Here is a 20,385-nt window from a genome sequence, read left to right on the forward strand (position 1 = left end):
GCATTTAAGAGACACGATTCTTCAAACGTGATTGGACAGGCTGCGTAGTTGGGATCAACCTTTCAGAGGGGGCGTGCAGTCTATTTTTCCAAATAGGAGGCCGTCATGGAACAATACGCAGTCGATCAGCTTAAGGCTATAGCCAGGGTCAGCCGTACCACGCCACAACTGTCTCGCGCCGAGCGGTTGGACCGGTGGGCTGAGCTTCTGGAAGTCGATCCTGCGCGTTCGCTCGTTACCCTTCGGGAAACCGAATATCTACCCCGCGACCAGCGGACACTGATGAGGATCACCGGGTCACCCATATCCGTAGCCTATGACGATCCGGTTCTGCGTGCCGCGGGTCTCGAAGGCGATACTTATGGGGACGCCCAGAGCTTCTTCGATCTTAACGATCGGCAACTGCACGGGCTCGTCTGCTCCTGCCATTTCGGAGCACGGGTCGATGCGGGTGTCGTCGCCCGCCATCTGAGAGCGACCTCCATACCGGGCATGAAGGGCATTCTGGCGCGCATGCGGCTGATGTTTACGCGATAGGCCGACTGCCTATCCGAAACCAATGCTTAGACACCTGGCGGCAGCGGAACCGGGGTGGTGAAATGCGGCACTTCGTAGCCGCGCTTCACCTGTGGCCGGGCGGCAAGCTGCAGATACCAGCGGCGGACATTCGGGAAGTCGCTGAGGTCGATTTTGTGGCGCACGAAGCGCGAAACCCAGGGCCAGACGGCCATGTCGGCGATGGAATAGTCGCCGACAAGGTACTCCCGGCCTTCAAGTCTTGCATCAAGTGTTTCATAGAGCCTTATTGTATCCTTGCGGAAAAGCTCTTCGGCGAAGGGCGCGCGACCTTCATTGTAAGTCAGGAAATGATGGGCATGACCGAGCGTCGGCCCGAAGCCGCCCATCTGCCACATCAGCCATTCGATCGTGTGATGGCGAGCAGCACCTTCACGCGGCAGGAATCGTCCTTTCTTTTCGGCGAGATAGAGAAGAATGGCCCCGGATTCGGCGAGGGTAATACCGGTTTCGTGATCGACGATGGCTGGGATTTTGCTGCCCGGATTGATCGCCACATAGTCGGCGGAAAACTGATCACCTTTGGTGATATCGATCGTGTGGGCCTTATAGGGAAGCCCGAATTCCTCGAGTGCGATCGATATCTTCAGGCCGTTCGGGGTGATCCAGGTATAGAAGTCGATCATAGGAGCGATCAGTCGAACATCACTTCATCGACCGGCAGCTTTGCCATGCCGAAACGGCCGGTGACGTCGTCGAGGCCGGAGAACATGTCCCGCAACGCGTGGACGATGGTCTTAATCCTCGGATCGACGACTCGATAGACGATCAACTTGCCGTCGCGGTGCCCTTCGATGACGTTTGCCTCACGCAATTCCGCAAGTTGTTGTGAAAGCGTCGGCTGGCGGATGCCGAGTTCGTCTTCCAGCGCAGACACCGATGCTTCCGTTTCCATCAGATAGCAGACGATTGCCAGCCGGTTCGCATTGGCGACCAGCTTCAGAAGTTCGCTCGCCTCGCCGACACTGCGGCAGACTCTCGATGATACGGGCTTGGTCATCGCCATCTCTCTTGTTCTACAAAAAAGTAAAGTGAGTGCTCGGAAATTTCAATGCCCGGCCGCTTTGCGGGCGCAACTGCGATAAAAGATTTTATTTTCGGTAGATTTAATAGGTTTTTGATCTGTTTTCCCACCGGTCTCCGGCAGGACTTTTCTCGCTTTCAATTTATAAAAAAGTAGATTGATCGCAATGACAATCCCGACCGGAATGAAGATGAGAATCGGCGTTCATCCCAACAATCTCCACTTGCGGCTCGCCAGCGCATGGCCGGGTGCCTTTGCCGGGCTTGATCCGATCTTCGTTCCCTATGATGAAGGCCGCGACACAGCCTCGCTGCTGGAAGGCGGCGCGATCCATGTCGGCGGAACCGGCTCGACGCCGCCGATCGAGGCGGATGCGCGTGGCCTTCATGTCGAATATGTCGCCGCATCGGCACCGCGGCCAGCCAATGGCGCGATCTTCGTGCGCGCCGACAGTGATATCGGCTCGGTAGCTGATCTTGCCGGCCGAAAAATCTCGCTGATCGACGGTTCGTTTCACACCTATCTGCTCGCTCGCAGCCTGGAGGGCGAGGATCTCGCGCTTGGTGACGTCGAGCGCATCGAAAGCGGCACGCGGGATTCCCTGACGGAGCTGCTGGAGGGCAGGGTCGATGCCTGGATCGCCATGTCGCCGCGGCTGGAGAAGGTGATCGAGCGGACGGATCTCCGTCTCATCGTCCGCTGTGGCGCCACCATCCCCAACCGGTCGCTCTTCTGGAGCCTCGCGCGCATCGGACTTTCCCCTAGCGAAATTGCCGGCATTGCCTTGGAGCTTGCCCGTGTTGGCAGCGAGATCGCCGCCGATCCGGTAAGGGCAGCTCACCTTCTGGCGGAAAACGACCGTAGCGGTATCGACGCCGAGGCCTGGGAGAGGGTGGTACGCGCACGCGATTTCTCGGTCGTGCCGATCGATGCAGCAGTGCTGGCCGAGCAGCAGGAGGAAGCCGACACGCTTTTTCGCCACGGCTATTTTGATCGCGCGGTCGCCATTGGTGGGCCGCTGGAAGCAACGAAGTGAGGAGCCGGGAATGAACGTCTTCTGGTATATGTGTGCTCCTGACGGCGCCTATCCGTGGCAGCCGGAAGGCTCGCGTCCGGTCGATTACGGTTATTACAAGCAGCTCGCCCAGGCTTACGATCATCTGGGTTACACTGGCGCACTCTTTGCGACCGGTGCCCACGATGTCTGGGTGCTGGCAAGCGCGCTGCTTTCCCATACCGAACGGCTGCGGTTCCTCGTCGCCATCCACCCCGGTCTCGTCGCGCCGACATTGTTGGCCAAGATGGCCGCGACCTTTCAGGAATTTGCTCGCGACCGCCTGCTGATCAACGTCGTCTCAGGCGATGCCAAGATGCTCGGCGCCTATGGCATGATGCTGCCGCACGATGAACGTTACGACATGGCGGATGAATATCTACAGCTCTGGCATCGACTCTTCGCCGGCGAGAGCGTCACCTATCAAGGCAAGTATTTCTCCACCGACGGCGCCAAGCTCGCGCTTCCGGTTGGCGAAAGCATCGCCCCGCCGCCACTCTGGTTCGGCGGCTCTTCCGACAAGGCGCTCGACGTCGCGGCAAAGCACGTCGATACCTACCTTTCCTGGGGTGAGACGCCCGATCAGATCAAGGGCAAGGTCGAGGCCGTGAAGGCGCGTGCCGCCCAATATGAACGTGAGCTCGAATACGGCATCCGCCTTTATGTGATCGTGCGTGATACGGACGAAAAGGCGTGGGAAGCTGCCGCCGACCTTTACGGCCGCATGGACGATGCGGCGATTGCCGCCAACCAGCGTTTCGTCGCCCGCAGTGATTCCGTCGGCCAGCAGCGCATGACGGCGCTGCATGGCGGCCTGAAGCCGGACAACCTGCGTGATCTCGAAGTGGCGCCCAATCTCTGGGCTGGCATCGGCCTGGTACGGCCCGGTCCCGGCACGGCGATTGTCGGCTCGCCCGATACGGTGCTGCGCACGCTGGAGGCCTATCAGAGGGCCGGCGTCGAAACCTTTATTCTTTCCGGCATGCCGCTGCTTGAGGAAGCCTATCGTTTCGGCGAAAAGGTTCTGCCGCGTCTTGATGTCAGCAGGGAAGTGTCGAAGGCGCGCAACTACACCTGGTCGACGCTCTTCGATCGCGACCTTTCCACCGTCAAGAGCGCCTGACCCTCCGGCAAGAAAGCAAGTTCTGTGGCAGCAAGCGAATTCCACCCAGCCGAACAGGAGACGACAGGTAACGGGCTTGCAGCCCGCATCCTGAAGACGATCGAAGGCGTCCTTGGCATTGCCGCCGCGTCGGTGCTTGCCGTGCTGCTCGTCATGGTGCTGGTCACGGTCTGCATGCGCTATTTCTTCGCGGCTGGCTTCATCGGCGCTGAAGATCTCGGCATCTGGCTGCATGTGTTGCTGATCGCGCTCGGCGCACCGCTCAGTCTCAACAGCGCGCTTGCCATGCGTCTTGACGTCTTCGTGAAGATGATGCCGGAGCGCCTTTACCCGGCAACGCAGGTGGCCGCCGATATCTTCACCGTGCTTTCCGGTCTCATCCTGAGCTTCGGCGGCAGCGAGATCATGACCATGCTTGGCGGTATTTCCCCGACGCTCGGCGTGCCGGAATGGATCCGTTTCGGCTTTCTCGGCGCCGGCGGCGCGCTGATCCTCGTCGTTCTTCTGCTGCAGCGCATCGCCGAAGGAAAGGCTTGGCCGGTCCTGCTCTCCTTCGCAGTCGGCGTGGCACTCTATGCCGGCATTCCTTTCGTCTCCGTCGAACTCGACTGGCCGCCCAGCATCTTCCTCGGCCTGATTGCCGCTATTGGCCTCGTGCTTGCAGCACCCTTGCCGCATGCCTTCCTGGCCGCCGCCTATGTGGTGATCGCTTTCGGCAGCAGCCTGCCGGAGCCGGCGATCGTCTCTTCGACCGTCACCGGCATTTCGAAATTCCTGCTGCTTGCCATCCCCTTCTTCCTGCTTGCTGGCGGTCTGCTGACGGCATCGGGCGTTGCCAACCAGCTCGTGCGTTTCGCTGCCGCCATGGTCGGCCATCGCCGTGCCGGTCTCGCCCAGACGACGCTGCTCACTAGCGTGCTCTTTTCCGGTGCATCCGGCTCCTCGGTTGCTAATGCCGCCTTCGGTGCGTCCACCTTCCAGCCGGAGCTCGTCCGCCACGGTTATCCGCCGGCCAAGGCCGCAGCGATCATCGCGGCGACCTCGGTTCTAGACAATGTCATCCCGCCGTCGATCGCCTTCCTGATCCTGGCAACCGCCACCAATCTTTCGGTTGGCTCCCTGCTGGTCGGGGGCTTCTTTGCCGGTGGTCTGATGGCGATCTGCCTCGCGGTCGCCATCCATCTGACGGTCCGCGATCAGGCGCCGCTGCCGCGAGCCACGTCGGCGCAGCGCTGGCAGTCGGCCGTCCAGGCGATCCCCGCCTTCGGTCTCGGCGTTATCGTCGTGGTCGGCATTCGCATCGGCATCGTCACGACGACGGAGGCCGCGGCCCTTGCCGCCTTCTACACCTTCCTGCTCGGCATCGGTGCGCGGCTTGGCGTACTCTCGCTTTACACGGCCTTCCGGCAGGCGGCTGTCGAGGCCGCCGCGATCGGCCTGCTGATCGGCACGGCTGGCCCCTTTGCCTTCCTGCTTGCGGTCGACGATGTCTCGGGCCTGATCTCACACCTGACGACGGTGCTTGGCGGCAGTGCGCTCGCCGTCATCCTGCTGTCCAACATCATCCTGCTTGTGGTGGGCCTCGTTCTCGACATCGGCGCGGCGATCCTGCTTTTCGGCCCGATCCTGTTGCCGGCGGCCGTCGCCGCAGGCATTGATCCCATTCATTTCGGCGTCATCATCGTCGTCAACCTGATGATCCACGGCCTGACGCCGCCGCTCGGCATGCTGATCTTCGTCGTCAGCGGCGTGACCCGCATTCCAGCTTCCGCCCTCTTCAAGGCGGTCGTTCCCTATCTGCTTGCCCTTCTCGTCTCCCTCGCAATCCTTTGCGCCTGGGCGATTATCTTCTAACGGACAGGACCTCATTCATGGACAATCTCAACCGACGCAATTTCCTGAAGACCGCCGCGCTTGCCGGCACTGCCCTTGCCGCCCCGGCCTTCGTTCGCACGGCGGCTGCCCGTACGACGACGATTACCATCGCCTCGCTGCTCGGCGACGATAAGCCGGAGACGAAGATCTGGGTAAAGATCAGCGAGCTGGTAGAAGCCAAGCTGCCGGGCCAGTTCAAGTTCAACATCGTCAAGAGCGGTGCGCTCGGCGGCGAAAAGGAAGTGGCGGAAGGTGTTCGCTTAGGCTCCATCCATGCCAGCCTTTCGACGGTCTCTTCGCTCTCCGGCTGGGCGCCGGAATTGCAGATCCTCGACCTTCCCTTCCTGTTCCGCGATGCCGACCATGTACGCCGCACCGTCAGCGGGGAAGTCGGCGCCGATCTGAAGGGCAAGCTGCAGGCGCAGAATTTCGTCGTCGGCGACTTCATCAATTACGGCGCCCGTCATCTGCTCACCAAGGAGCCGGTGACGCGCCCGGAACAACTGAAGGGCAAGCGCATCCGCGTCATCCAGAGCCCGCTGCACACCGAGCTCTGGAGCGCTTTCGGCACGACGCCGATCGGCATCCCGATCACCGAGACCTATAATGCGCTGGCAACCGGAGTTGCTGACGCGATGGACCTCACCAAATCGGCCTACGCCGGCTTCAAGCTCTATGAGGTCGTGCCCTACATGACCGAGACCCGCCACATCTGGGCGTCGGGCATCATCTATTATTCGTCGACCTTCTGGGGCGGTCTGAACGACGAGCAGAAGGCCGTCTTCCAGCAGGCCTCCACGGAAGGTGCGGCCTACTTCAACCAGCTGATCGTCGGTGACGAGGTCGCATCGGTCGAAATCTCGCTGAAGAACGGCGGCAAGCTGCTGAAGCCCGAAGCCTTCGATGAATGGCAGAAGGGTGCACAGGGCGTCTGGGACGATTTCGCCTCTGTCGTTGGTGGCCTTGACCGTATCAAAGCCGTCCAATCGGCCTGAACAAGTTCTGAACGCGAGGCTGGCCGTCAGCCAGCCTCGCTCAGTCGTTGGATTGACGAAGCAGGTGCTGCCGAATTTACGCTGCTTCCTCTCCCAGTATTTTCACCGGCCTGTCCCACTGGATCAGCACCACGCAGCCGGTATCACTCCAGACCGAATGTTCGGTGCCCGGCGCATTGACGATATAGCTGCCGCGGCCGTAGTCGCCTGCCTCGTCCGATTGCACGCCGTCCAGGACAAGAATTGTTTCCAGTCCTTCATGTCGATGGCGGGGAACGCTGGCGCCGGCCTCATATTTCAGCAGCGCCACGCCCGGCTGGTCGCCGTCGAAAGGACGGATCCAATGGATCGTCACTTCATCACGGAAGGGGCCGAATTCAAGTGTCTTCCAGCCATCTGAAGTTAGGAGTTCGCGGGTAGTCTCAGGCATGGGCGATGCTCTCCAGGATGTCGTCGACATGCGCCGTCCAGCCGATGATCGCGCCCTGGGCGCGGATCATGGCGATGGCAGCCGCCTTGAATTCGGGAAAGTAACTTTCCGTCGCCTCTTCGGCGAGCAGACATTCATAGCCGCGATCGTTCGCCTCGCGCATCGTCGTCTGAACGCAGACTTCCGTCGTCACGCCGGCGAAGACGAGCTGTTTTATGCCCTTTTCCTGCAGCACGTCGCCAAGCTCGGTGGCATAGAAAGCGCCCTTGCCGGGCTTTTCGATCACCACTTCGCCCTTGAGTGGCGCAAGCTCCGGAAGGATTGCCGTGCCGGGCTCACCCGCAATCAGGATACGGCCCATTGGCCCCGCATCGCCGATGCGGAGTGTCGGATTGCCGCGATCGCGCTTTGCCGGCGGCAGATCCGAAAGGTCGGGCTGGTGGCATTCCATTGTATGGATGACCGGCAGGCCGGCATTGCGGAAGCCCTGGATGAGGCGTTTGACATCCGGCACGATCCTGGTGATGCGGCTGACATCATTACCGAGGCTGGCGCCGAACCCGCCCGGCTCGGCAAAGTCGCGCTGCATGTCGATGACGATGAGGGCCAGTTGGTCGTGTTTCGCCGGGAAGGCGAAGGGTTCTGCCTTGATCTCTGCCATCAGTGATGCCCCGCCATATGTGCGCCGATGATGCCGATATCGGCCGAGCGTGCCGGTGTCTCGTAGACCAGCTTGCCTTCGGAAATCACCATGATGCGGTCGGACATTTCGAGCAGCTCATCGAGGTCTTCGGACAGCAGCAGCACGGCCGTACCGGAATTGCGGGCTCTCATGATGCGGGCGCGGATCTCGGCAACGGCTGAGAAATCGAGGCCGAAACAGGGGTTGGAGACGATCAGCAGATCGACCTCGCCCGTCAGTTCGCGGGCGAGCACGGCGCGCTGCACATTGCCGCCGGAAAGCGCCGCAATCGGCGAGGAGGAGGAGGCCGTCTTGACTTTAAAATCGAAGATCAGGTCGGTGGCGCGTTTCTTCATCTTGGCCTTGTTCAGCCAGATCGCATCCTTACCATCCGCCTTGAGATCGAAGGTGCGGAAGGCGAGGTTTTCGCTGACCGTCATGCGCGGGGCGCAGGCATTCTGCAGGGGCTCCTCGGGGATGAAGCGGACATTGTTCTTGCGGGTCTCCGGGCGCGTCGCGCCATAGGTCTCGCCTTTGACACTGACGCGGCCGGTATCGGTCGGTCGTTGGCCGGCGAGGATTTCCGTCAGTTCCTTCTGGCCATTGCCCGATATGCCGGCAATGCCGACGATCTCGCCGGAGCGAACAGTGAGATTGCCGATCTCGATGGTCTTGAGGCCTGAACGGTCCGGCGCCTTGACCTGCTCGACCGTCAGCACCGGCCTGGCATTGTCGGAAATTGGAACGCGGGTGTCGAGTTCGGCCAGTTTGACGTCGCCGATCATCATCGCCGCCATGTCGGCGGTCGAAACCTCGCCCACCTTGCCGGTGCCGACCAGCTTACCGCGCCGCAGGATGGAGACGGCATCGGCAAATTTTGTGACCTCGTGGAATTTATGGGAGATCATCAGCACGGTCAGCTCGCCTCGTTCGGTCATGCCACGCACGAGGCCGAGCATCTCGTCGGCTTCGGCAGGCGTCAGCACCGAGGTCGGCTCGTCTAGTACCAGAAAGGAGCGGCCGAGATAGAGCTGCTTGACGATCTCGAGCTTCTGCTTTTCGCCGGCGGCAAGTTCGCTCACCGGCCGATCGAGAGGGATCTTGAAGGGCATACGCTCCATGAAGGCAGCAAGATCCTTGCGCTCCTTCGCCCAGTTGATGATGGCAGGCACTTCGGCGCGGCTGATGACGAGGTTTTCCGCACCCGTCAGCGAAGGGACCAGCGTGAAGTGCTGGTAGACCATGCCGAGGCCGTAAGTTGCAGCATCCTTCGGCGAAGCGATCGCCACTTCACGGCCATCGACGGAAAGCGCGCCGGATGTGGCGTGGTAGAAACCCATGATGCATTTGACGAGCGTCGACTTGCCGGCGCCGTTTTCGCCGAGCAGCGCATGAAAGCTGCCCGAGGGTACGTTGATCGACACGTGGTCGAGCGCCGTGAAACTGCCGAAGCGCATCGTCATGTCGATCGTGTCGATGCCGACGGCCTTGCCGGCCTGCGGAAGGGGAGTGTCGCGGACCGTACTCATGGCAGCTGGCTCACAAGCGTTTCAGAATTGGAGACGGAACCGAAGACGCCGCCCTGCATCTTGACCATCTTGATGGCGGCCAGGTGGTTGCCATAGTCGGTCGCGCCGCAGCAATCTTCCAGAAGCAGGCACTCATAGCCGCGGTCATTCGCCTCGCGCATGGTGGTGGAGACACAGACGTCGGTCGTGATGCCGGTCAGGATGATGTTCTCGATACGCTTCTGGTTGAGGATCAGTTCCAGATCGGTCGCGCAGAAGGAACCCTTGCCGGGCTTGTCGATGATCGTCTCGCCTTCGGCAGGGTAGAGTTCCGGAATGATGTCCCAGCCGGGTTCGCCTCGGGTCAGGATGCGCCCGCACGGGCCTGGATCGCCGATACCAGCGCCGATGCGCTGTGAGCGCCAGCGCTTGTTGGCCGGCAGGTCGGCAAGATCAGGGCGATGGCCTTCGCGTGTGTGGATGATGTGGTAGCCCTTGGCGCGCATGGCTGCGAGCACCTTCTTGATCGGCTCAATGGGCGCCTGCACCAGCGACAGGTCGTAGCCCATGTGGTCGACATAGCCGCCCTTGCCACAGAAATCCGTCTGCATGTCGATGATGATGAGCGCGGTATTGTCCGGCCGCAGGGCGCCATTATAGGGCCAGGCATAGGGATCGGCGTCGACATAATGTCCTTTGGTTTCGACCATGGCGTCCATCGTCTTCTTCTCCTATTCACCCGCGAGTTTGAATGTTTCGCCGTAGCGGCGCGCCGGCTTGTCGAAGCCGCACGATGTGCCATCCGTGACCTTCACCTGATCCTCCCAGGGAAGGCGGTATTTGCCGGCAATAAGGTCATGCATGTAGGTGTAAGGTGCATCGCCGGCGCCGCCGGCAACGGCGACGTAGCCGCGATGGCCGAACTGGTAGATATTATTTTCGACACCCCAGCCGCGGCGGGCTTCGCGCACGAGATCGGGACGCACTTCGGCGGTGATGATCTCGTTGACCCGGCCGGAGGTGCCATGGGCAATGATCGAGCCGTCGAAATTGCAGATCATGCCTTCGCCCATCGAATCGAAGGTACCGTCCGAGCCGCACATGCAGACGCTCGCCGTGACCATGAGATTGCAGAAGGCGTTAGACTGGTTGGTGAATTTCCAGCTTTCGCGGATCGGTGCCGTATAGCCGGCCGTGCGGATCATGATTTCCGCGCCTTTGTAGGCGCATTCGCGCGCCATCTCGGGAAACATCCCGTCATGGCAAATGATGAGCGCGAGCTTGGCGCCTTTCGGCCCGTCGATAACGGGAATGCCGAAATTGCCGGGCTCCCAGGGTTCGACAGGCACCCAGGGGTGCATCTTGCGGTAGTAGAGCGTCAGCTCGCCCTTGTCGTCGATGATGATACCGGAATTATAGGGCATGCCATCAGGGTTCAGTTCCATGATCGAGAAGCAGCCCCAGATCGCGTTCTCCCTGCAGGCCTTCTTGAAGGCTGCGACCTCCGGCCCGTCGAGCGTGCACATGATCTCCGGATTAATATCCATCGACAGGCCGTGCAGGGCATATTCCGGAAAGACGACCAGATCCATGCCCGGCTGGTTGCGCCGCGCCTTGGCAACGAGTTCGACGATGACCTGCGTCTGGCGCGTAAGGTCTTCCCTTGTCACGGTGACCGGAAGCTGCAGCTGCACAAGGCCGATGCCGACGCCATGTTCCGACTTGTTCAATCCGCCGAGACCGTTCATGGCTTGGCTCCTTTCACGCTTATTTCGTCAGGGAAAGCGCGCCGGGTGCACCGGCGAGCGAACGTGTCGGCGAGGACGTCGCAATCATGATGACCAGGGTCAGCACGTAGGGAGCGGCGTAGAAAAGGTAGTAGCCCTGCGTGACGCCGACCGATTGCAGTGCCGGCCCGAGCGCACCAGCGCCGCCGAAGAGCAGAGCGGCGAGGAAGCAGCCGATCGGGTTCCAGCGGGCGAAGATGACGAGTGCGACGGCCATCAGGCCCTGGCCGGAGGAAATGCCCTCATTCCAGGAGCCAGGATAATAGAGCGACAGATAGGCGCCGCCGATTGCCGCCAGCGAACCGCCGACGGCCGTTGCCAGCAGGCGGACGCGATCAGGATTGATGCCCATGGCGCGTGCGGCATCAGTGCTGTCGCCGACGACGCGCAGGATCAGGCCGACACGGGTGTTCTTGAAGGCCCACCAGAGCATGAAGGCGAGTGCCGCGCCAAGCAGGAAGAGTACATTGATATTCAGCGCCGCCTGGATCTGGGGCATGCTGGACCAGAAACCCAAGGGGATTGCAGGCAGGTGCGGGGCTGCCGGCTGGATGAAGGGCTTGCCGAGAAAGAAGGCAAGACCGAGCCCGAACTGCATCATGGCGATGCCGATCGCGATATCGTTGACCTTAGGCCATTTGCAGATCCAGCCATGCACGAGGCCGAAGACCCCACCCGTCGCCATGGCCGCCAGCACGCCGAGCCAGGGCGAATTGCTCATGACGGCAACGGCGTAGGCCGTCATGGCACCGAAGACCAGCGTGCCTTCAAGGCCGAGATTGATGCGGCCGGAGCGTTCGGTGATGGTCTCGCCGAGGCTGACGAAAATGAAGGGCGTGGAAACGCGGATGGCGCCTGCGAGGATGCCGAGGGGCACGCCCCATATGCCGATACCTGTCTCTTCCATCAGAGGCTCCTTTTCCAGAGGTCGGGATTGAAGATCTTGAAGCGGCCGTAGAAGGTCTCGCAGAAGAGAATGACGATGAAGAGCGTGCCCTGCAGCACCAGAACGGTGGCATCCGGCAGGCCCATGCGGCGCTGGATGAGGCCGCCCGAGGCATCGATGCCGCCGAGCAGGATCGCGACCGGAATGATCGCCAGCGGATTGTGCCGGGCGAGGAAGGCGACGAGGATGCCGGTGTAACCGTAACCTGCGGCAAGCGAAGCATTGGCGCTGCCTTGCACGGCGGCTACCTCGACCATGCCGGCGAGGCCTGCAAAACTGCCGGCGATCGCGGTGAAGCCGACGATTAGCCTGCCGACTGGCAGGCCCTGGATCTGGGCGGCGCGTACATTGCCGCCGGCGATGCGGGCCGCAAAGCCGTAGCTCGTCACCTCGATCAGGATCCAGGAGAGGATACAGGCGACAATGCCGATGACGAGGCCCCAATGCACGTCCATGCCCGGGATGTTGCCGAGCATATATTCAGGCGGCAGCGGCGTGGTCGAAGGTTTGTTGAGGCTGGCAGGATCACGCAGCGGCCCTTCCACGAACTGGTTCATCAGGGCGATGGCGATATAGGAGAGCAGTAGCGACGAGATCGTCTCGTTGACGCCGCGATAGTGCCGCAGGAAACCGGCTAGGCCGATCCAGATACCGCCGACCACCATGGCGGCAATGCCCATGAGAATGAGGGTCAGGAAAACAGGCGCGGTGCCGGCAAGCGGCATGGCCATGGCCGCGGCGGCAACGCCGCCCAGCACGACCGCTCCTTCCCCGCCGATGATGACGAGGCCGAGGCGGGCGGGCAGGGCGACGCAGAGTGCCGTCAGGAGAAGGGGTGCGGCACGACTTAAGCTGTTCTGCACCGAAAACCAGCTGCCGAAGCCGCCGGTATACATAAGCTGGAAGAGCATCGCTGGCGATTTACCGATCGCCAGGATGAAGAGGGAGAAGAGCGCAAGACCGATCAGGATGGCCACAAGGCCGATGACAACAGGTTCGGCATGTCGCGCGATCCATTCGAGGAAGGGGCGCAGCGACGCCGATTTCTCGGAAGGGACTGATATTGCGGGATCATTGGCCTGGACAGTCATGGCGCTTCTCCCTTGCCGGTTTACGCTGTGGACCCGACGACACCCTCGACCAGATAATTCATGCTCTCGAGCTCGATCGCGTCTTCGGCATAGCTCTTGTCGGCGGTCACGACGGAATTGCCCTTATTGTCCTTCAGTGGACCCTTGAAGACCGAGAAGCCGCCCTTCATCATCTCGGCGTGGGTGGCTTCGAAAGCCTTGCGACCCGTCTCGGCAATACTGGGTCCGAGTGCGCTCATCTTGACGAAACCGTCCTTCAGGCCGCCGCGGACGAAATTGCCGAGCTTTTCGCCGGCCTGTGCCTTCTTGACGAAATCGCTGTAGACATTGCCCCAGGCCCATTCCGCACCAGTGAGGTACTTTTCGGGAGCAAGCGGGCTCTGGTTGGCGTGATAGCCGCAGACGAAGGCGCCGCGGCCGGCGGCCGTCTCGACGACGACCTTCGGGCTGTCGACGTGGCAGGTGATGACGTCAGCGCCCTGATCGACCAGCGCATTGGTGGCTTCTGCTTCCTTGACTGCGAGTGACCACTCACCGGTGAAGATCACCTGGCAGGTGATGGTCGGATCGACCGTGCGCGCGCCGAGCAGGAAAGCGTTGATGTTCTGCAGAACCTGCGGGATCGGTTTGGCGGCAACAAAGCCGATCTTCTTGCTCTTCGTCGCGTGGCCGGCGGCAATGCCGTTCAGGTACTGGCCCTGGAAAATATAGCCGAAATAGGAGCCGGTATTGGCCGGGTTCTTGCTTTCCTGCCAGAGGCCGCCGCAATGGCGGAACTGGATATCCGGGTACTTGGCGGCCATTGCCAGCATGTGGGGGTCGAAATAGCCGAAGGAGGTCGGGAACAGCAGGGTGGCGCCATCGAGATTGATCATCGATTCCATCGTTTTCTGGACGTCGACGGTCTCCGGCACATTTTCTTCTTCGACGACAGTAATGCCCGGTAGCGCCTTGACGACTGCAGCGCCCTCGGCGTGCGACTGGTTATAGCCATAGTCATCCTTCGGGCCGACATAGATGAAGCCAACGGTCAGCGCAGTCTGCGCAAGTGCAGGCGAGGAGAGGAAGCCGGGAGCTGCGCCGACCAGGGCGGTGGCAGCAGAAGCCTGGAGGAAATGGCGACGGTTCATGGAAAGGAGTTTGGTCATCGGAATGCTCCCTTATGGCGGCTTTGCCGGTTCAATCGGTTACGGAAAAGTGTATGCAATGACCGTGCCAGATTTTATTCCATTGAATGCATTGGAAATATTCAATGATCCGCAAAACACTGTAGAAAAGTGTATGCAATTTTTAGCCACACAAGATTAAAAACTATGCAGAGACTATAAAATTAGCTAATTTCGGCGTCAGATGCTTCTGCGTACTGTGTCGCGGCGCATCGGCCAGTACGTTTCTTTATTAAAACAATGAGTTGCAGCTATATTTGACTTTGCGGCGTCAACAATGCATGTGTATGCATTCGTCAATGGGCAGAATCATTCCTTGAAGCAGGTCAGGCGCAGAGAGATCATCAGGGCAGGAACGACTGTCGAGCAGATGGTGCGGGCTATTGCCGATATGATCGTGACCGGGCAGATGCTGCCAGGCGATAAGCTTGACGAGATCTCGCTCGCGGCCCGTTTCGAAGTGTCGCGCACGCCGGTGCGCGAGGCGCTTCGCGAACTCGGCGCAATGGGGCTCGTCGATCGCGAGCCGAACCGTAGCGCTCTCGTCACCAACGTAACCGAGACCTATTTGCATTCGATGTTCGAGGCGATGGCGGAGCTCGAAGGGGTCTGCGCGCGTTTGGCCGCCGAACGTATGACGGTCGATGAGCGGCGCATCTTGGAAATCGAACATCGCGCTTCCGCTCGGCTTGTGCATCAGGGTGCGGAAGAGGACTATGCTGTTCACAATACCGAGTTCCACACCCGGCTCTATCGCGGTGCGCATAACGAGCATATCTATGAGCTGGTAACCCAGAGCCGGGCCCGGCTCGCGCCCTTCCGCCGCGCGCAGTTCCGGCTGCCGGGTCGGCTCGCGAAATCCTATGATGAGCACGATATGATCGTGACCGCGATCATGCGGGCAGATGGTGCAGCCGCTGCAAAGGCAGCCTATTTGCATGTGGAAATCGTCAGCGATGCCAGCGTCGTTTTTGCCTCGGCGAGAGAGAAATAGTTGCCACGGCCAGCACAGACGGCGTAAGGCGGCAATCATGACCGTAACGTTTGGAACTGCAGACGTGATCGGACGCGGAGGACCAAATCCCCGATTGCGCGGTTGCTGCTGAATTGACAACATCCAGACCACACCATAAGCCGGGTTGTGACCGGCAATTGAAGAGGCAGCAATAATGTCGATCTGGATTGGGCGAATTCTGTCAGCGACAGTTGTTGTTCTGCTTCTTGCTGATGCGGCCACCAACCTTTTTGCACCTGATTTCATAAGGGCGGAAATGGAGGCAACCGGTTTCCCAGTCAATCTCGCTCCGGCACTCGGCATTATCATTGCGATCTGCGCGATCCTTTATGCTGTTCCGAAAACAGCCTTCCTTGGTGCGATACTGGTAACCGGTTTTCTCGGTGGCGCTATCTGCACACACTTCCGCCTGGGCGAGTTTTTTACGCCTCCCCAGATCGTCAGCCTGCTTCTGGGGATTGCTGCCTGGAGTGGCCTGTATCTGCGCGACCCAAGACTGCGCCAGTTGATACCGCTGAACATGGTTTAAGCGCGTAGCGATCTCGTCCCGGAGTCTGAACAATCGCTCCGTCCCTGTCCAGGACAGGCGCGCGTTCGCGATCTGCGACCAGGACAATCGTTACGCTTACCGGCTGCATTTTTTTCCTGCAGGAAATCGGCGGCTGGGTTCTTCAGACTCTCAGCCGCCGACAGAGACCCCCGTCCGTCGGACAATCCAGTCCCGTCAAGTAAAAAGCTCGCCCTCGGATGAGGGCGAGCCAGAACCATCTACAGGAGTGGATTTCTGTATCGATGGGTGAGGTCGATCCGGCAGGGAACCGGATCGACCTCTTTCTTCTGAATTGGAGGTCACCAAACCAGAAGCCTGTGATGAAAAACCCCGAGATGCGATCCCGGGGTCTTCAATATTCAGCTTAGAACGAGCGCTGCAGACGGAAGTAACCCGTCGTGAAGTCGTCGCCATCTTCCGGATCCAGGTACTGGACGGAAGCCTTGGCGTAGAAGTTGTCGACGATCTGGTAATCAACCGTCAGGCCGACCTTCCAGGCGTCGCCGGTACCGTCGAAGTCATCCGGAACGGTGTCGAACGCGCTGGCACCGCCGATGTAGTTGCCATAGTACTGAACACCAGGAGTGATCTTCAGCTTGTCCGTTGCCTTGATGGCGTATTCGGCAGCAACTGCCCATTCAGCCGTCGAGTAGTAGGAGTTCGGGCCGCTGGAGTAGACGACAGCCAGGCCGAGCGTGCCCGGGCCGAGTTCAGCCGTACCCATAGCGCGGATTGCGCCGTCTTCGTTGTCGAAGTCCCAGCCGCCGGTGATCTGGTAGCTGAAGGCGCCAGCCGTGCCGCCGATACCGAAGGCAACGCCGACATTGTTCGGGCCATCGTTCGGAACCAGGAGGCCGGTGACCGGATCCACGTCACCCTGATAGACGCCGTCTTCCAGTTCGTCGACGCTGAGACCAGCGTAGAAGGTGCCGGTTTCGTACTGATAACGGATCGAGTTATGCAGCGTTACGACAGAACCGATGTCGTCGGTTTCGCCGGAGAGACCATCGTCCCACCAGGAGTAGAAGAGACCAGCGCGGAAGCCAGCGACGTCAAGGTAAGCGGAGTCGAGGATCGTTTCCTGGTTCGTTGCGTTGTCGGCATTGGCCTGGAGAACGATCACGCCGGTGAGCGGGCCGTATTCGGTGTCGCTCTTAGCTGTGAACTGAACCTGACCACGGGTAACTGCATCCCAGTCAGAGTCGTTGTCACCGCCGACGTTCGAGCCAACGTTAACCTGGAAACGGATGTAACCTTCGATCTTCAGGCAGGTTTCCGTGCCCGGGATATAGAAGTAGCCGGTGCCGTAGGCGTCGCAGACGCGAACGTATTCAACCGGTTCCGGCTCGGCAGCGACAATTGCGTCTGCTGCGAATGCCGGTGCAGCGATGAGGGCAGCTGCAGAACCAAGCAACATCATACGAATGTTCATGGAAAGCCAATCTCCTAAGTTCGAGTGCGTTCCACGAAAGAACGTCCCCTCTGATAAAACCCGATTAATTCGGTAAGACCTAAAATAACCGAAAGGGGGGCGGGCTCAACAATGAAAGCTCTCATTTTGTAGAGAATTCTAACTAAACCTTGATGTGTGTGACAGATGTACAACAGTCCTTGCGCGGGTATTAACGAGAGGTAAAATAGAAAGGCGAAATATTGCTATATTAGGACGACTTAGCCGGATTGGCCACGCGCAAAGGGGCGCGGGGAGTTGTCGATGAACGCTGAATTTATCTAAAATCCAGCACCCGCGAGCCTGTATTTGCCCATCTGGACGGGCTGCCGAAAGAAAATTTGGCTGGCGAGTGGGATTTGGTTGGCAGGCGCGACCGACATTCGCTCGTGCCGAAAGTCGATTTTAAGCGATGATTCGGCGGAGGCCGAGAGCAAGCCTCGCGGAAGCGTATACGGCTCCAAAGGAGGCACTTCTGCTTCCTGTCTATAAATCTTAGACCTGCGCTCGCCGCGCTTCCGGATCGGGGATCGGAACGGCAGCCATCAGGGCCCTCGTGTAATCCTCTGCCGGATGTTCGAAGATCTGGCGGCGGGTGCCTGTTTCGACGATCCTGCCGCTGCGCATGACGGCGACCTTATGGGACATGCGTTCGACAACCGCCATGTCATGCGAGATGAAGAGGTAGGAGAGCCCCATGCTTTCCTGCAGTTCCAGCATCAGGTCGAGCACGCGGGCGCGCACGGATACGTCGAGCGCCGCAACGCTCTCATCGGCAACGATCAGCTTCGGCTCGAGCGCCAGTGCACGCGCAATGCAGATGCGCTGGCGCTGGCCGCCGGAAAATTCGTGCGGATAACGCGTGGCGGCATCCGCCGTCAGGCCGACACGGCGCAGGAGTTCCGCGACCCTGTCCTGCCGCTCGGCCTTGTTCGCGATACCGTGGATAACCAGCGGCTCGGCAATCGCGGAGCCGACTGCCATGCGCGGGTCGAGCGAGGCATAGGGGTCCTGGAAGATCATCTGCGCCGTGCGGCGTATGGGCTGCATCTCGCGATGGCTGAGCCCGGCAATGTTACGGCCATCGATGATCACATCGCCGGTAAAGGGGATAAGGCCGAGCACCGCCTTGCCGGTTGTCGATTTTCCCGATCCGCTTTCGCCGACGAGGCCAAGCGTTTCGCCCGGCAGGATATCGAAGGAAACGTCGCTGACGGCCGCAGCGGGCGCCTTGCCCTTGAAGAGAAAGCTCGCTGCCCCGCCATAGGTGACGTTGAGGCCGCGTACATTCAGGACCGGGGTGCGGTCGGGATGCAGGGTCTCGACTCTGCGCGATGTGATGCGCGGAGGAGCGTCGGTGCCGGCAAAAGCGCCAAGGCGCGGCACGGCCGAGAGCAATTGCTGCGTATAAGTCTGGCGCGGCGCGCGGAAAATGCCGACTGCCCGACCTTCTTCGACGATGCCGCCATTCTGCATGATAATGACGCGATCCGCCATTTCGGCGACGACGCCCATGTCATGGGTGATAAGAATAATGGATGTGCCGAATTCCGACTTTAGTTCGCGCATCAGTTTGAGGATCTGCGCCTGCACCGTCACGTCGAGCGCCGTGGTCGGCTCGTCGGCGATCAGTACTTTCGGACGGCAGGATAGCGCCATGGCGATCATCACGCGCTGGCGCATGCCGCCGGAGAGCTCGTGCGGATATTGCTTCAGACGTTTTGCCGGGTCGGTGATCTGCACGGCATCGAGCATCTGCAGCGCGATCGCCTCGGCATTCTCGCTGCCCTGATGCTCGCGGATCGCCTCCGTCAGCTGTGCGCCGATCGACATGACCGGGTTGAGCGAGGTCATCGGTTCCTGGAAGACCATGGCGATATCGCCGCCGCGCACGCTTCGCATGGCCCGGTCGGAAAGTTTCAGCAGATCGCGTTCGCCGAGCATGATGCTGCCGGAGGCGACCTGGAGCGAGGCCTTCGGCAGCAAGCCCATGATTGACAGCGACGTCACTGATTTGCCTGAGCCGGATTCCCCGGCCAGGCAAAGCGTTTCGCCGCTCGCGAGATCAAAGCTGATATCTTTCAGAACCGGTTTGCGTCCGTCAGGCGTTCGCGCATCGACACTAAGATTGCGAACGCTAAGAATGGGCGCGGCGGGCATGGCTTCAATCACGCGAATACGATCCTCGGGAAGTAGAAGGAAACGACCCAGTTCGGCATATCGACGATTTCGCTGATGCGCAGATCGCCGCAGACCGAGCAGAGCAGATAGGCGTCGACGGCGCTCATGCCATGTTCCGCGGTCAGAAGATCGATCATGCGCATGACGCTTTCGCGTGCGCCGGTCATCAGGTCGGGGCCGATACCCGTCGTGACTTCATAGCCGGCGCCGTCGAGGTGGCGGGTGACGGGCTCGGTGGTGGTGAAGCGCGGCGTCTGCAAGCGCGCATCCTTGACGAGTTCGATCGTCGCCTCGACATTCATCTGGCTTTCGATCGCCGTGCCGCAGACTTCGCCGTCGCCTTGCGCCGCATGCGTGTCGCCGATGGAGAAGAGTGCGCCTTCGACCTCGATCGGCAGATAGAGAGTGACACCTGCGGTCAGGTCACGAATATCCATATTGCCGCCGACGCGGCGGGGCGGCACGACGGAATGCGTGCCCGGCTCGGCCGGGGCGACACCAATGGTGCCGGCAAAGGGTTTCAACGGCACGCGGCCGCCAGGGCCGTAAAGGGCCGGCGTCATGCTGTTAGCGTCATAGGACCAGACATGCAGCGCCGGATCCCTGAACTGGTCGGCCAGCAGGCCGAAACCCGGAATATTCGCCGTCCAGCCGGTGCCCGAGGGAATGAACTTGCGCAGCGTTACCTTCAGTGCATCGCCGGGCTTGGCGCCCTCCACGTAGATGGGACCGGAGACCGGGTTGATCTTGCCGAAATCCAGATTGTTCAGCGTATCGAGCGTCGCGTCGCTGCCGACCTGGCCGCCAGAGGAATCCAGGCATTCGAAGTGGATGGTCTCGCCGGGCTTGGCGACGACAGCTGGTGCGAAATCCTTGTTCCAGCCGAAATTATGCTGGGCGCGGTGAATTGTGTGGGTGCAGGCAATGCACAT

At 60.5% G+C, this 20,385-nt stretch carries 21 protein-coding genes; 8 read left to right on the plus strand and 13 right to left on the minus strand.

Annotated features, from left to right (window positions below; all coding sequences use genetic code 11):
• The first annotated feature begins 105 nt into the window (after positions 1 to 105).
• Entirely contained in the window at positions 106 to 537 is a 432-nt protein-coding gene (locus tag AB4Z13_RS28290) for a hypothetical protein (protein ID WP_113322968.1), read from the plus strand.
• Between the two features lie 26 nt (positions 538 to 563).
• Here AB4Z13_RS28290 and AB4Z13_RS28295 read toward each other — a convergent pair whose 3' ends face one another.
• Together AB4Z13_RS28295 and AB4Z13_RS28300 are read right to left on the minus strand one after the other, a co-directional pair.
• Positions 564 to 1,202, minus strand: a complete 639-nt coding sequence (locus AB4Z13_RS28295; RefSeq protein WP_439018147.1) for a glutathione S-transferase N-terminal domain-containing protein — start codon at positions 1,200 to 1,202, stop codon at positions 564 to 566.
• Positions 1,203 to 1,210: 8 nt separating this feature from the next.
• The gene (locus AB4Z13_RS28300; RefSeq protein ID WP_113323003.1) at positions 1,211 to 1,576 is read right to left on the minus strand and encodes a metalloregulator ArsR/SmtB family transcription factor; all 366 of its coding nucleotides are present in this window, start codon (positions 1,574 to 1,576) and stop codon (positions 1,211 to 1,213) included.
• A 214-nt stretch (positions 1,577 to 1,790) separates the two neighbouring features.
• Between AB4Z13_RS28300 and AB4Z13_RS28305 the strand changes: the two genes are divergently transcribed.
• From AB4Z13_RS28305 to AB4Z13_RS28320, 4 genes are read left to right on the plus strand one after another with little or no spacing between them, the layout of a single operon-like run.
• Positions 1,791 to 2,636 (plus strand): ABC transporter substrate-binding protein, encoded by an 846-nt coding sequence (locus AB4Z13_RS28305; RefSeq protein ID WP_439018146.1) that lies wholly within the window; start codon positions 1,791 to 1,793, stop codon positions 2,634 to 2,636.
• Between the two features lie 10 nt (positions 2,637 to 2,646).
• On the plus strand, positions 2,647 to 3,777 hold the full coding sequence (locus AB4Z13_RS28310) for an LLM class flavin-dependent oxidoreductase (protein WP_439018145.1): 1,131 nt from the start codon (positions 2,647 to 2,649) through the stop codon (positions 3,775 to 3,777).
• 24 nt (positions 3,778 to 3,801) lie between these two features.
• A complete protein-coding gene (locus AB4Z13_RS28315; RefSeq protein WP_439018144.1) occupies positions 3,802 to 5,631 on the plus strand; it encodes a TRAP transporter large permease in 1,830 nt (609 codons plus the stop codon).
• A 17-nt stretch (positions 5,632 to 5,648) separates the two neighbouring features.
• Positions 5,649 to 6,647, plus strand: coding sequence for a TRAP transporter substrate-binding protein (locus AB4Z13_RS28320; protein WP_442207359.1), 999 nt, complete (start codon positions 5,649 to 5,651; stop codon positions 6,645 to 6,647).
• Positions 6,648 to 6,723: 76 nt separating this feature from the next.
• Here AB4Z13_RS28320 and AB4Z13_RS28325 read toward each other — a convergent pair whose 3' ends face one another.
• From AB4Z13_RS28325 to AB4Z13_RS28360, 8 genes are read right to left on the minus strand one after another with little or no spacing between them, the layout of a single operon-like run.
• Positions 6,724 to 7,077, minus strand: coding sequence for a cupin domain-containing protein (locus AB4Z13_RS28325; RefSeq protein WP_007826658.1), 354 nt, complete (start codon positions 7,075 to 7,077; stop codon positions 6,724 to 6,726).
• Positions 7,070 to 7,738 (minus strand): cysteine hydrolase family protein, encoded by a 669-nt coding sequence (locus AB4Z13_RS28330; RefSeq protein ID WP_439018142.1) that lies wholly within the window; start codon positions 7,736 to 7,738, stop codon positions 7,070 to 7,072. Before AB4Z13_RS28330 ends, AB4Z13_RS28325 begins: the two co-directional genes overlap by 8 nt.
• Positions 7,738 to 9,288, minus strand: a complete 1,551-nt coding sequence (locus tag AB4Z13_RS28335; protein WP_439018141.1) for an ABC transporter ATP-binding protein — start codon at positions 9,286 to 9,288, stop codon at positions 7,738 to 7,740. Before AB4Z13_RS28335 ends, AB4Z13_RS28330 begins: the two co-directional genes overlap by 1 nt.
• The gene (biuH, locus tag AB4Z13_RS28340; protein WP_442207360.1) at positions 9,285 to 9,986 is read right to left on the minus strand and encodes a biuret amidohydrolase; all 702 of its coding nucleotides are present in this window, start codon (positions 9,984 to 9,986) and stop codon (positions 9,285 to 9,287) included. Before biuH ends, AB4Z13_RS28335 begins: the two co-directional genes overlap by 4 nt.
• A gap of 12 nt (positions 9,987 to 9,998) precedes the next feature.
• A complete protein-coding gene (locus tag AB4Z13_RS28345; protein ID WP_442207361.1) occupies positions 9,999 to 11,015 on the minus strand; it encodes a formamidase in 1,017 nt (338 codons plus the stop codon).
• A gap of 19 nt (positions 11,016 to 11,034) precedes the next feature.
• Complete coding sequence (locus AB4Z13_RS28350; protein ID WP_442207362.1) at positions 11,035 to 11,961, minus strand: ABC transporter permease; 927 nt, start codon at positions 11,959 to 11,961, stop codon at positions 11,035 to 11,037.
• Positions 11,961 to 13,091, minus strand: a complete 1,131-nt coding sequence (locus AB4Z13_RS28355; protein WP_113322959.1) for an ABC transporter permease — start codon at positions 13,089 to 13,091, stop codon at positions 11,961 to 11,963. The genes AB4Z13_RS28350 and AB4Z13_RS28355 overlap by 1 nt, the downstream gene beginning before the upstream one ends.
• A 20-nt stretch (positions 13,092 to 13,111) precedes the next feature.
• Positions 13,112 to 14,239 (minus strand): BMP family ABC transporter substrate-binding protein, encoded by a 1,128-nt coding sequence (locus AB4Z13_RS28360; protein WP_442207363.1) that lies wholly within the window; start codon positions 14,237 to 14,239, stop codon positions 13,112 to 13,114.
• Between AB4Z13_RS28360 and AB4Z13_RS28365 the strand changes: the two genes are divergently transcribed.
• The 3 genes from AB4Z13_RS28365 (at position 14,232) to AB4Z13_RS28375 (ending at position 15,801) form a co-directional block, all read left to right on the plus strand.
• Positions 14,232 to 14,399, plus strand: coding sequence for a hypothetical protein (locus tag AB4Z13_RS28365; RefSeq protein WP_442207364.1), 168 nt, complete (start codon positions 14,232 to 14,234; stop codon positions 14,397 to 14,399). The two genes, AB4Z13_RS28360 and AB4Z13_RS28365, sit on opposite strands and share 8 nt — an antisense overlap.
• Before the next feature lie 135 nt (positions 14,400 to 14,534).
• Positions 14,535 to 15,251 (plus strand): GntR family transcriptional regulator, encoded by a 717-nt coding sequence (locus AB4Z13_RS28370; RefSeq protein ID WP_439018136.1) that lies wholly within the window; start codon positions 14,535 to 14,537, stop codon positions 15,249 to 15,251.
• A 175-nt stretch (positions 15,252 to 15,426) separates the two neighbouring features.
• Positions 15,427 to 15,801 (plus strand): DoxX family protein, encoded by a 375-nt coding sequence (locus AB4Z13_RS28375; RefSeq protein WP_439018135.1) that lies wholly within the window; start codon positions 15,427 to 15,429, stop codon positions 15,799 to 15,801.
• Positions 15,802 to 16,186: 385 nt separating this feature from the next.
• Here the strand turns inward: AB4Z13_RS28375 and AB4Z13_RS28380 are convergent, their stop codons facing one another.
• The 3 genes from AB4Z13_RS28380 to AB4Z13_RS28390 all read right to left on the minus strand — a co-directional run bounded on the left by AB4Z13_RS28380 (position 16,187) and on the right by AB4Z13_RS28390 (position 20,385).
• Positions 16,187 to 17,254: a porin gene (locus AB4Z13_RS28380; RefSeq protein ID WP_439018134.1), complete on the minus strand. Its 1,068-nt coding sequence runs from the start codon at positions 17,252 to 17,254 to the stop codon at positions 16,187 to 16,189.
• Between the two features lie 513 nt (positions 17,255 to 17,767).
• Entirely contained in the window at positions 17,768 to 19,444 is a 1,677-nt protein-coding gene (locus AB4Z13_RS28385; protein WP_442207365.1) for an ABC transporter ATP-binding protein, read from the minus strand.
• A complete protein-coding gene (locus AB4Z13_RS28390; protein WP_442207366.1) occupies positions 19,441 to 20,385 on the minus strand; it encodes an acetamidase/formamidase family protein in 945 nt (314 codons plus the stop codon). The genes AB4Z13_RS28385 and AB4Z13_RS28390 overlap by 4 nt, the downstream gene beginning before the upstream one ends.

This window comes from Rhizobium sp. YAF28 (genome assembly GCF_052113285.1).
GTDB lineage: Bacteria > Pseudomonadota > Alphaproteobacteria > Rhizobiales > Rhizobiaceae > Rhizobium.

Bases quoted from the DNA above. Each gene is read 5' to 3' on its own strand.
- AB4Z13_RS28390 (WP_442207366.1), bottom strand. From the start codon at position 20,385: ATGTGCATTGCCTGCACCCACACAATTCACCGCGCCCAGCATAATTTC.
- AB4Z13_RS28355 (WP_113322959.1), bottom strand. From the start codon at position 13,091: ATGACTGTCCAGGCCAATGATCCCGCAATATCAGTCCCTTCCGAGAAA.
- AB4Z13_RS28320 (WP_442207359.1), top strand. From the start codon at position 5,649: ATGGACAATCTCAACCGACGCAATTTCCTGAAGACCGCCGCGCTTGCC.
- AB4Z13_RS28300 (WP_113323003.1), bottom strand. From the start codon at position 1,576: ATGACCAAGCCCGTATCATCGAGAGTCTGCCGCAGTGTCGGCGAGGCG.
- biuH (WP_442207360.1), bottom strand. From the start codon at position 9,986: ATGGACGCCATGGTCGAAACCAAAGGACATTATGTCGACGCCGATCCC.
- AB4Z13_RS28350 (WP_442207362.1), bottom strand. From the start codon at position 11,961: ATGGAAGAGACAGGTATCGGCATATGGGGCGTGCCCCTCGGCATCCTC.
- AB4Z13_RS28380 (WP_439018134.1), bottom strand. From the start codon at position 17,254: ATGAACATTCGTATGATGTTGCTTGGTTCTGCAGCTGCCCTCATCGCT.
- AB4Z13_RS28290 (WP_113322968.1), top strand. From the start codon at position 106: ATGGAACAATACGCAGTCGATCAGCTTAAGGCTATAGCCAGGGTCAGC.
- AB4Z13_RS28295 (WP_439018147.1), bottom strand. From the start codon at position 1,202: ATGATCGACTTCTATACCTGGATCACCCCGAACGGCCTGAAGATATCG.
- AB4Z13_RS28345 (WP_442207361.1), bottom strand. From the start codon at position 11,015: ATGAACGGTCTCGGCGGATTGAACAAGTCGGAACATGGCGTCGGCATC.
- AB4Z13_RS28305 (WP_439018146.1), top strand. From the start codon at position 1,791: ATGAGAATCGGCGTTCATCCCAACAATCTCCACTTGCGGCTCGCCAGC.
- AB4Z13_RS28375 (WP_439018135.1), top strand. From the start codon at position 15,427: ATGTCGATCTGGATTGGGCGAATTCTGTCAGCGACAGTTGTTGTTCTG.
- AB4Z13_RS28360 (WP_442207363.1), bottom strand. From the start codon at position 14,239: ATGACCAAACTCCTTTCCATGAACCGTCGCCATTTCCTCCAGGCTTCT.
- AB4Z13_RS28325 (WP_007826658.1), bottom strand. From the start codon at position 7,077: ATGCCTGAGACTACCCGCGAACTCCTAACTTCAGATGGCTGGAAGACA.
- AB4Z13_RS28330 (WP_439018142.1), bottom strand. From the start codon at position 7,738: ATGGCAGAGATCAAGGCAGAACCCTTCGCCTTCCCGGCGAAACACGAC.
- AB4Z13_RS28370 (WP_439018136.1), top strand. From the start codon at position 14,535: ATGCATGTGTATGCATTCGTCAATGGGCAGAATCATTCCTTGAAGCAG.
- AB4Z13_RS28335 (WP_439018141.1), bottom strand. From the start codon at position 9,288: ATGAGTACGGTCCGCGACACTCCCCTTCCGCAGGCCGGCAAGGCCGTC.
- AB4Z13_RS28310 (WP_439018145.1), top strand. From the start codon at position 2,647: ATGAACGTCTTCTGGTATATGTGTGCTCCTGACGGCGCCTATCCGTGG.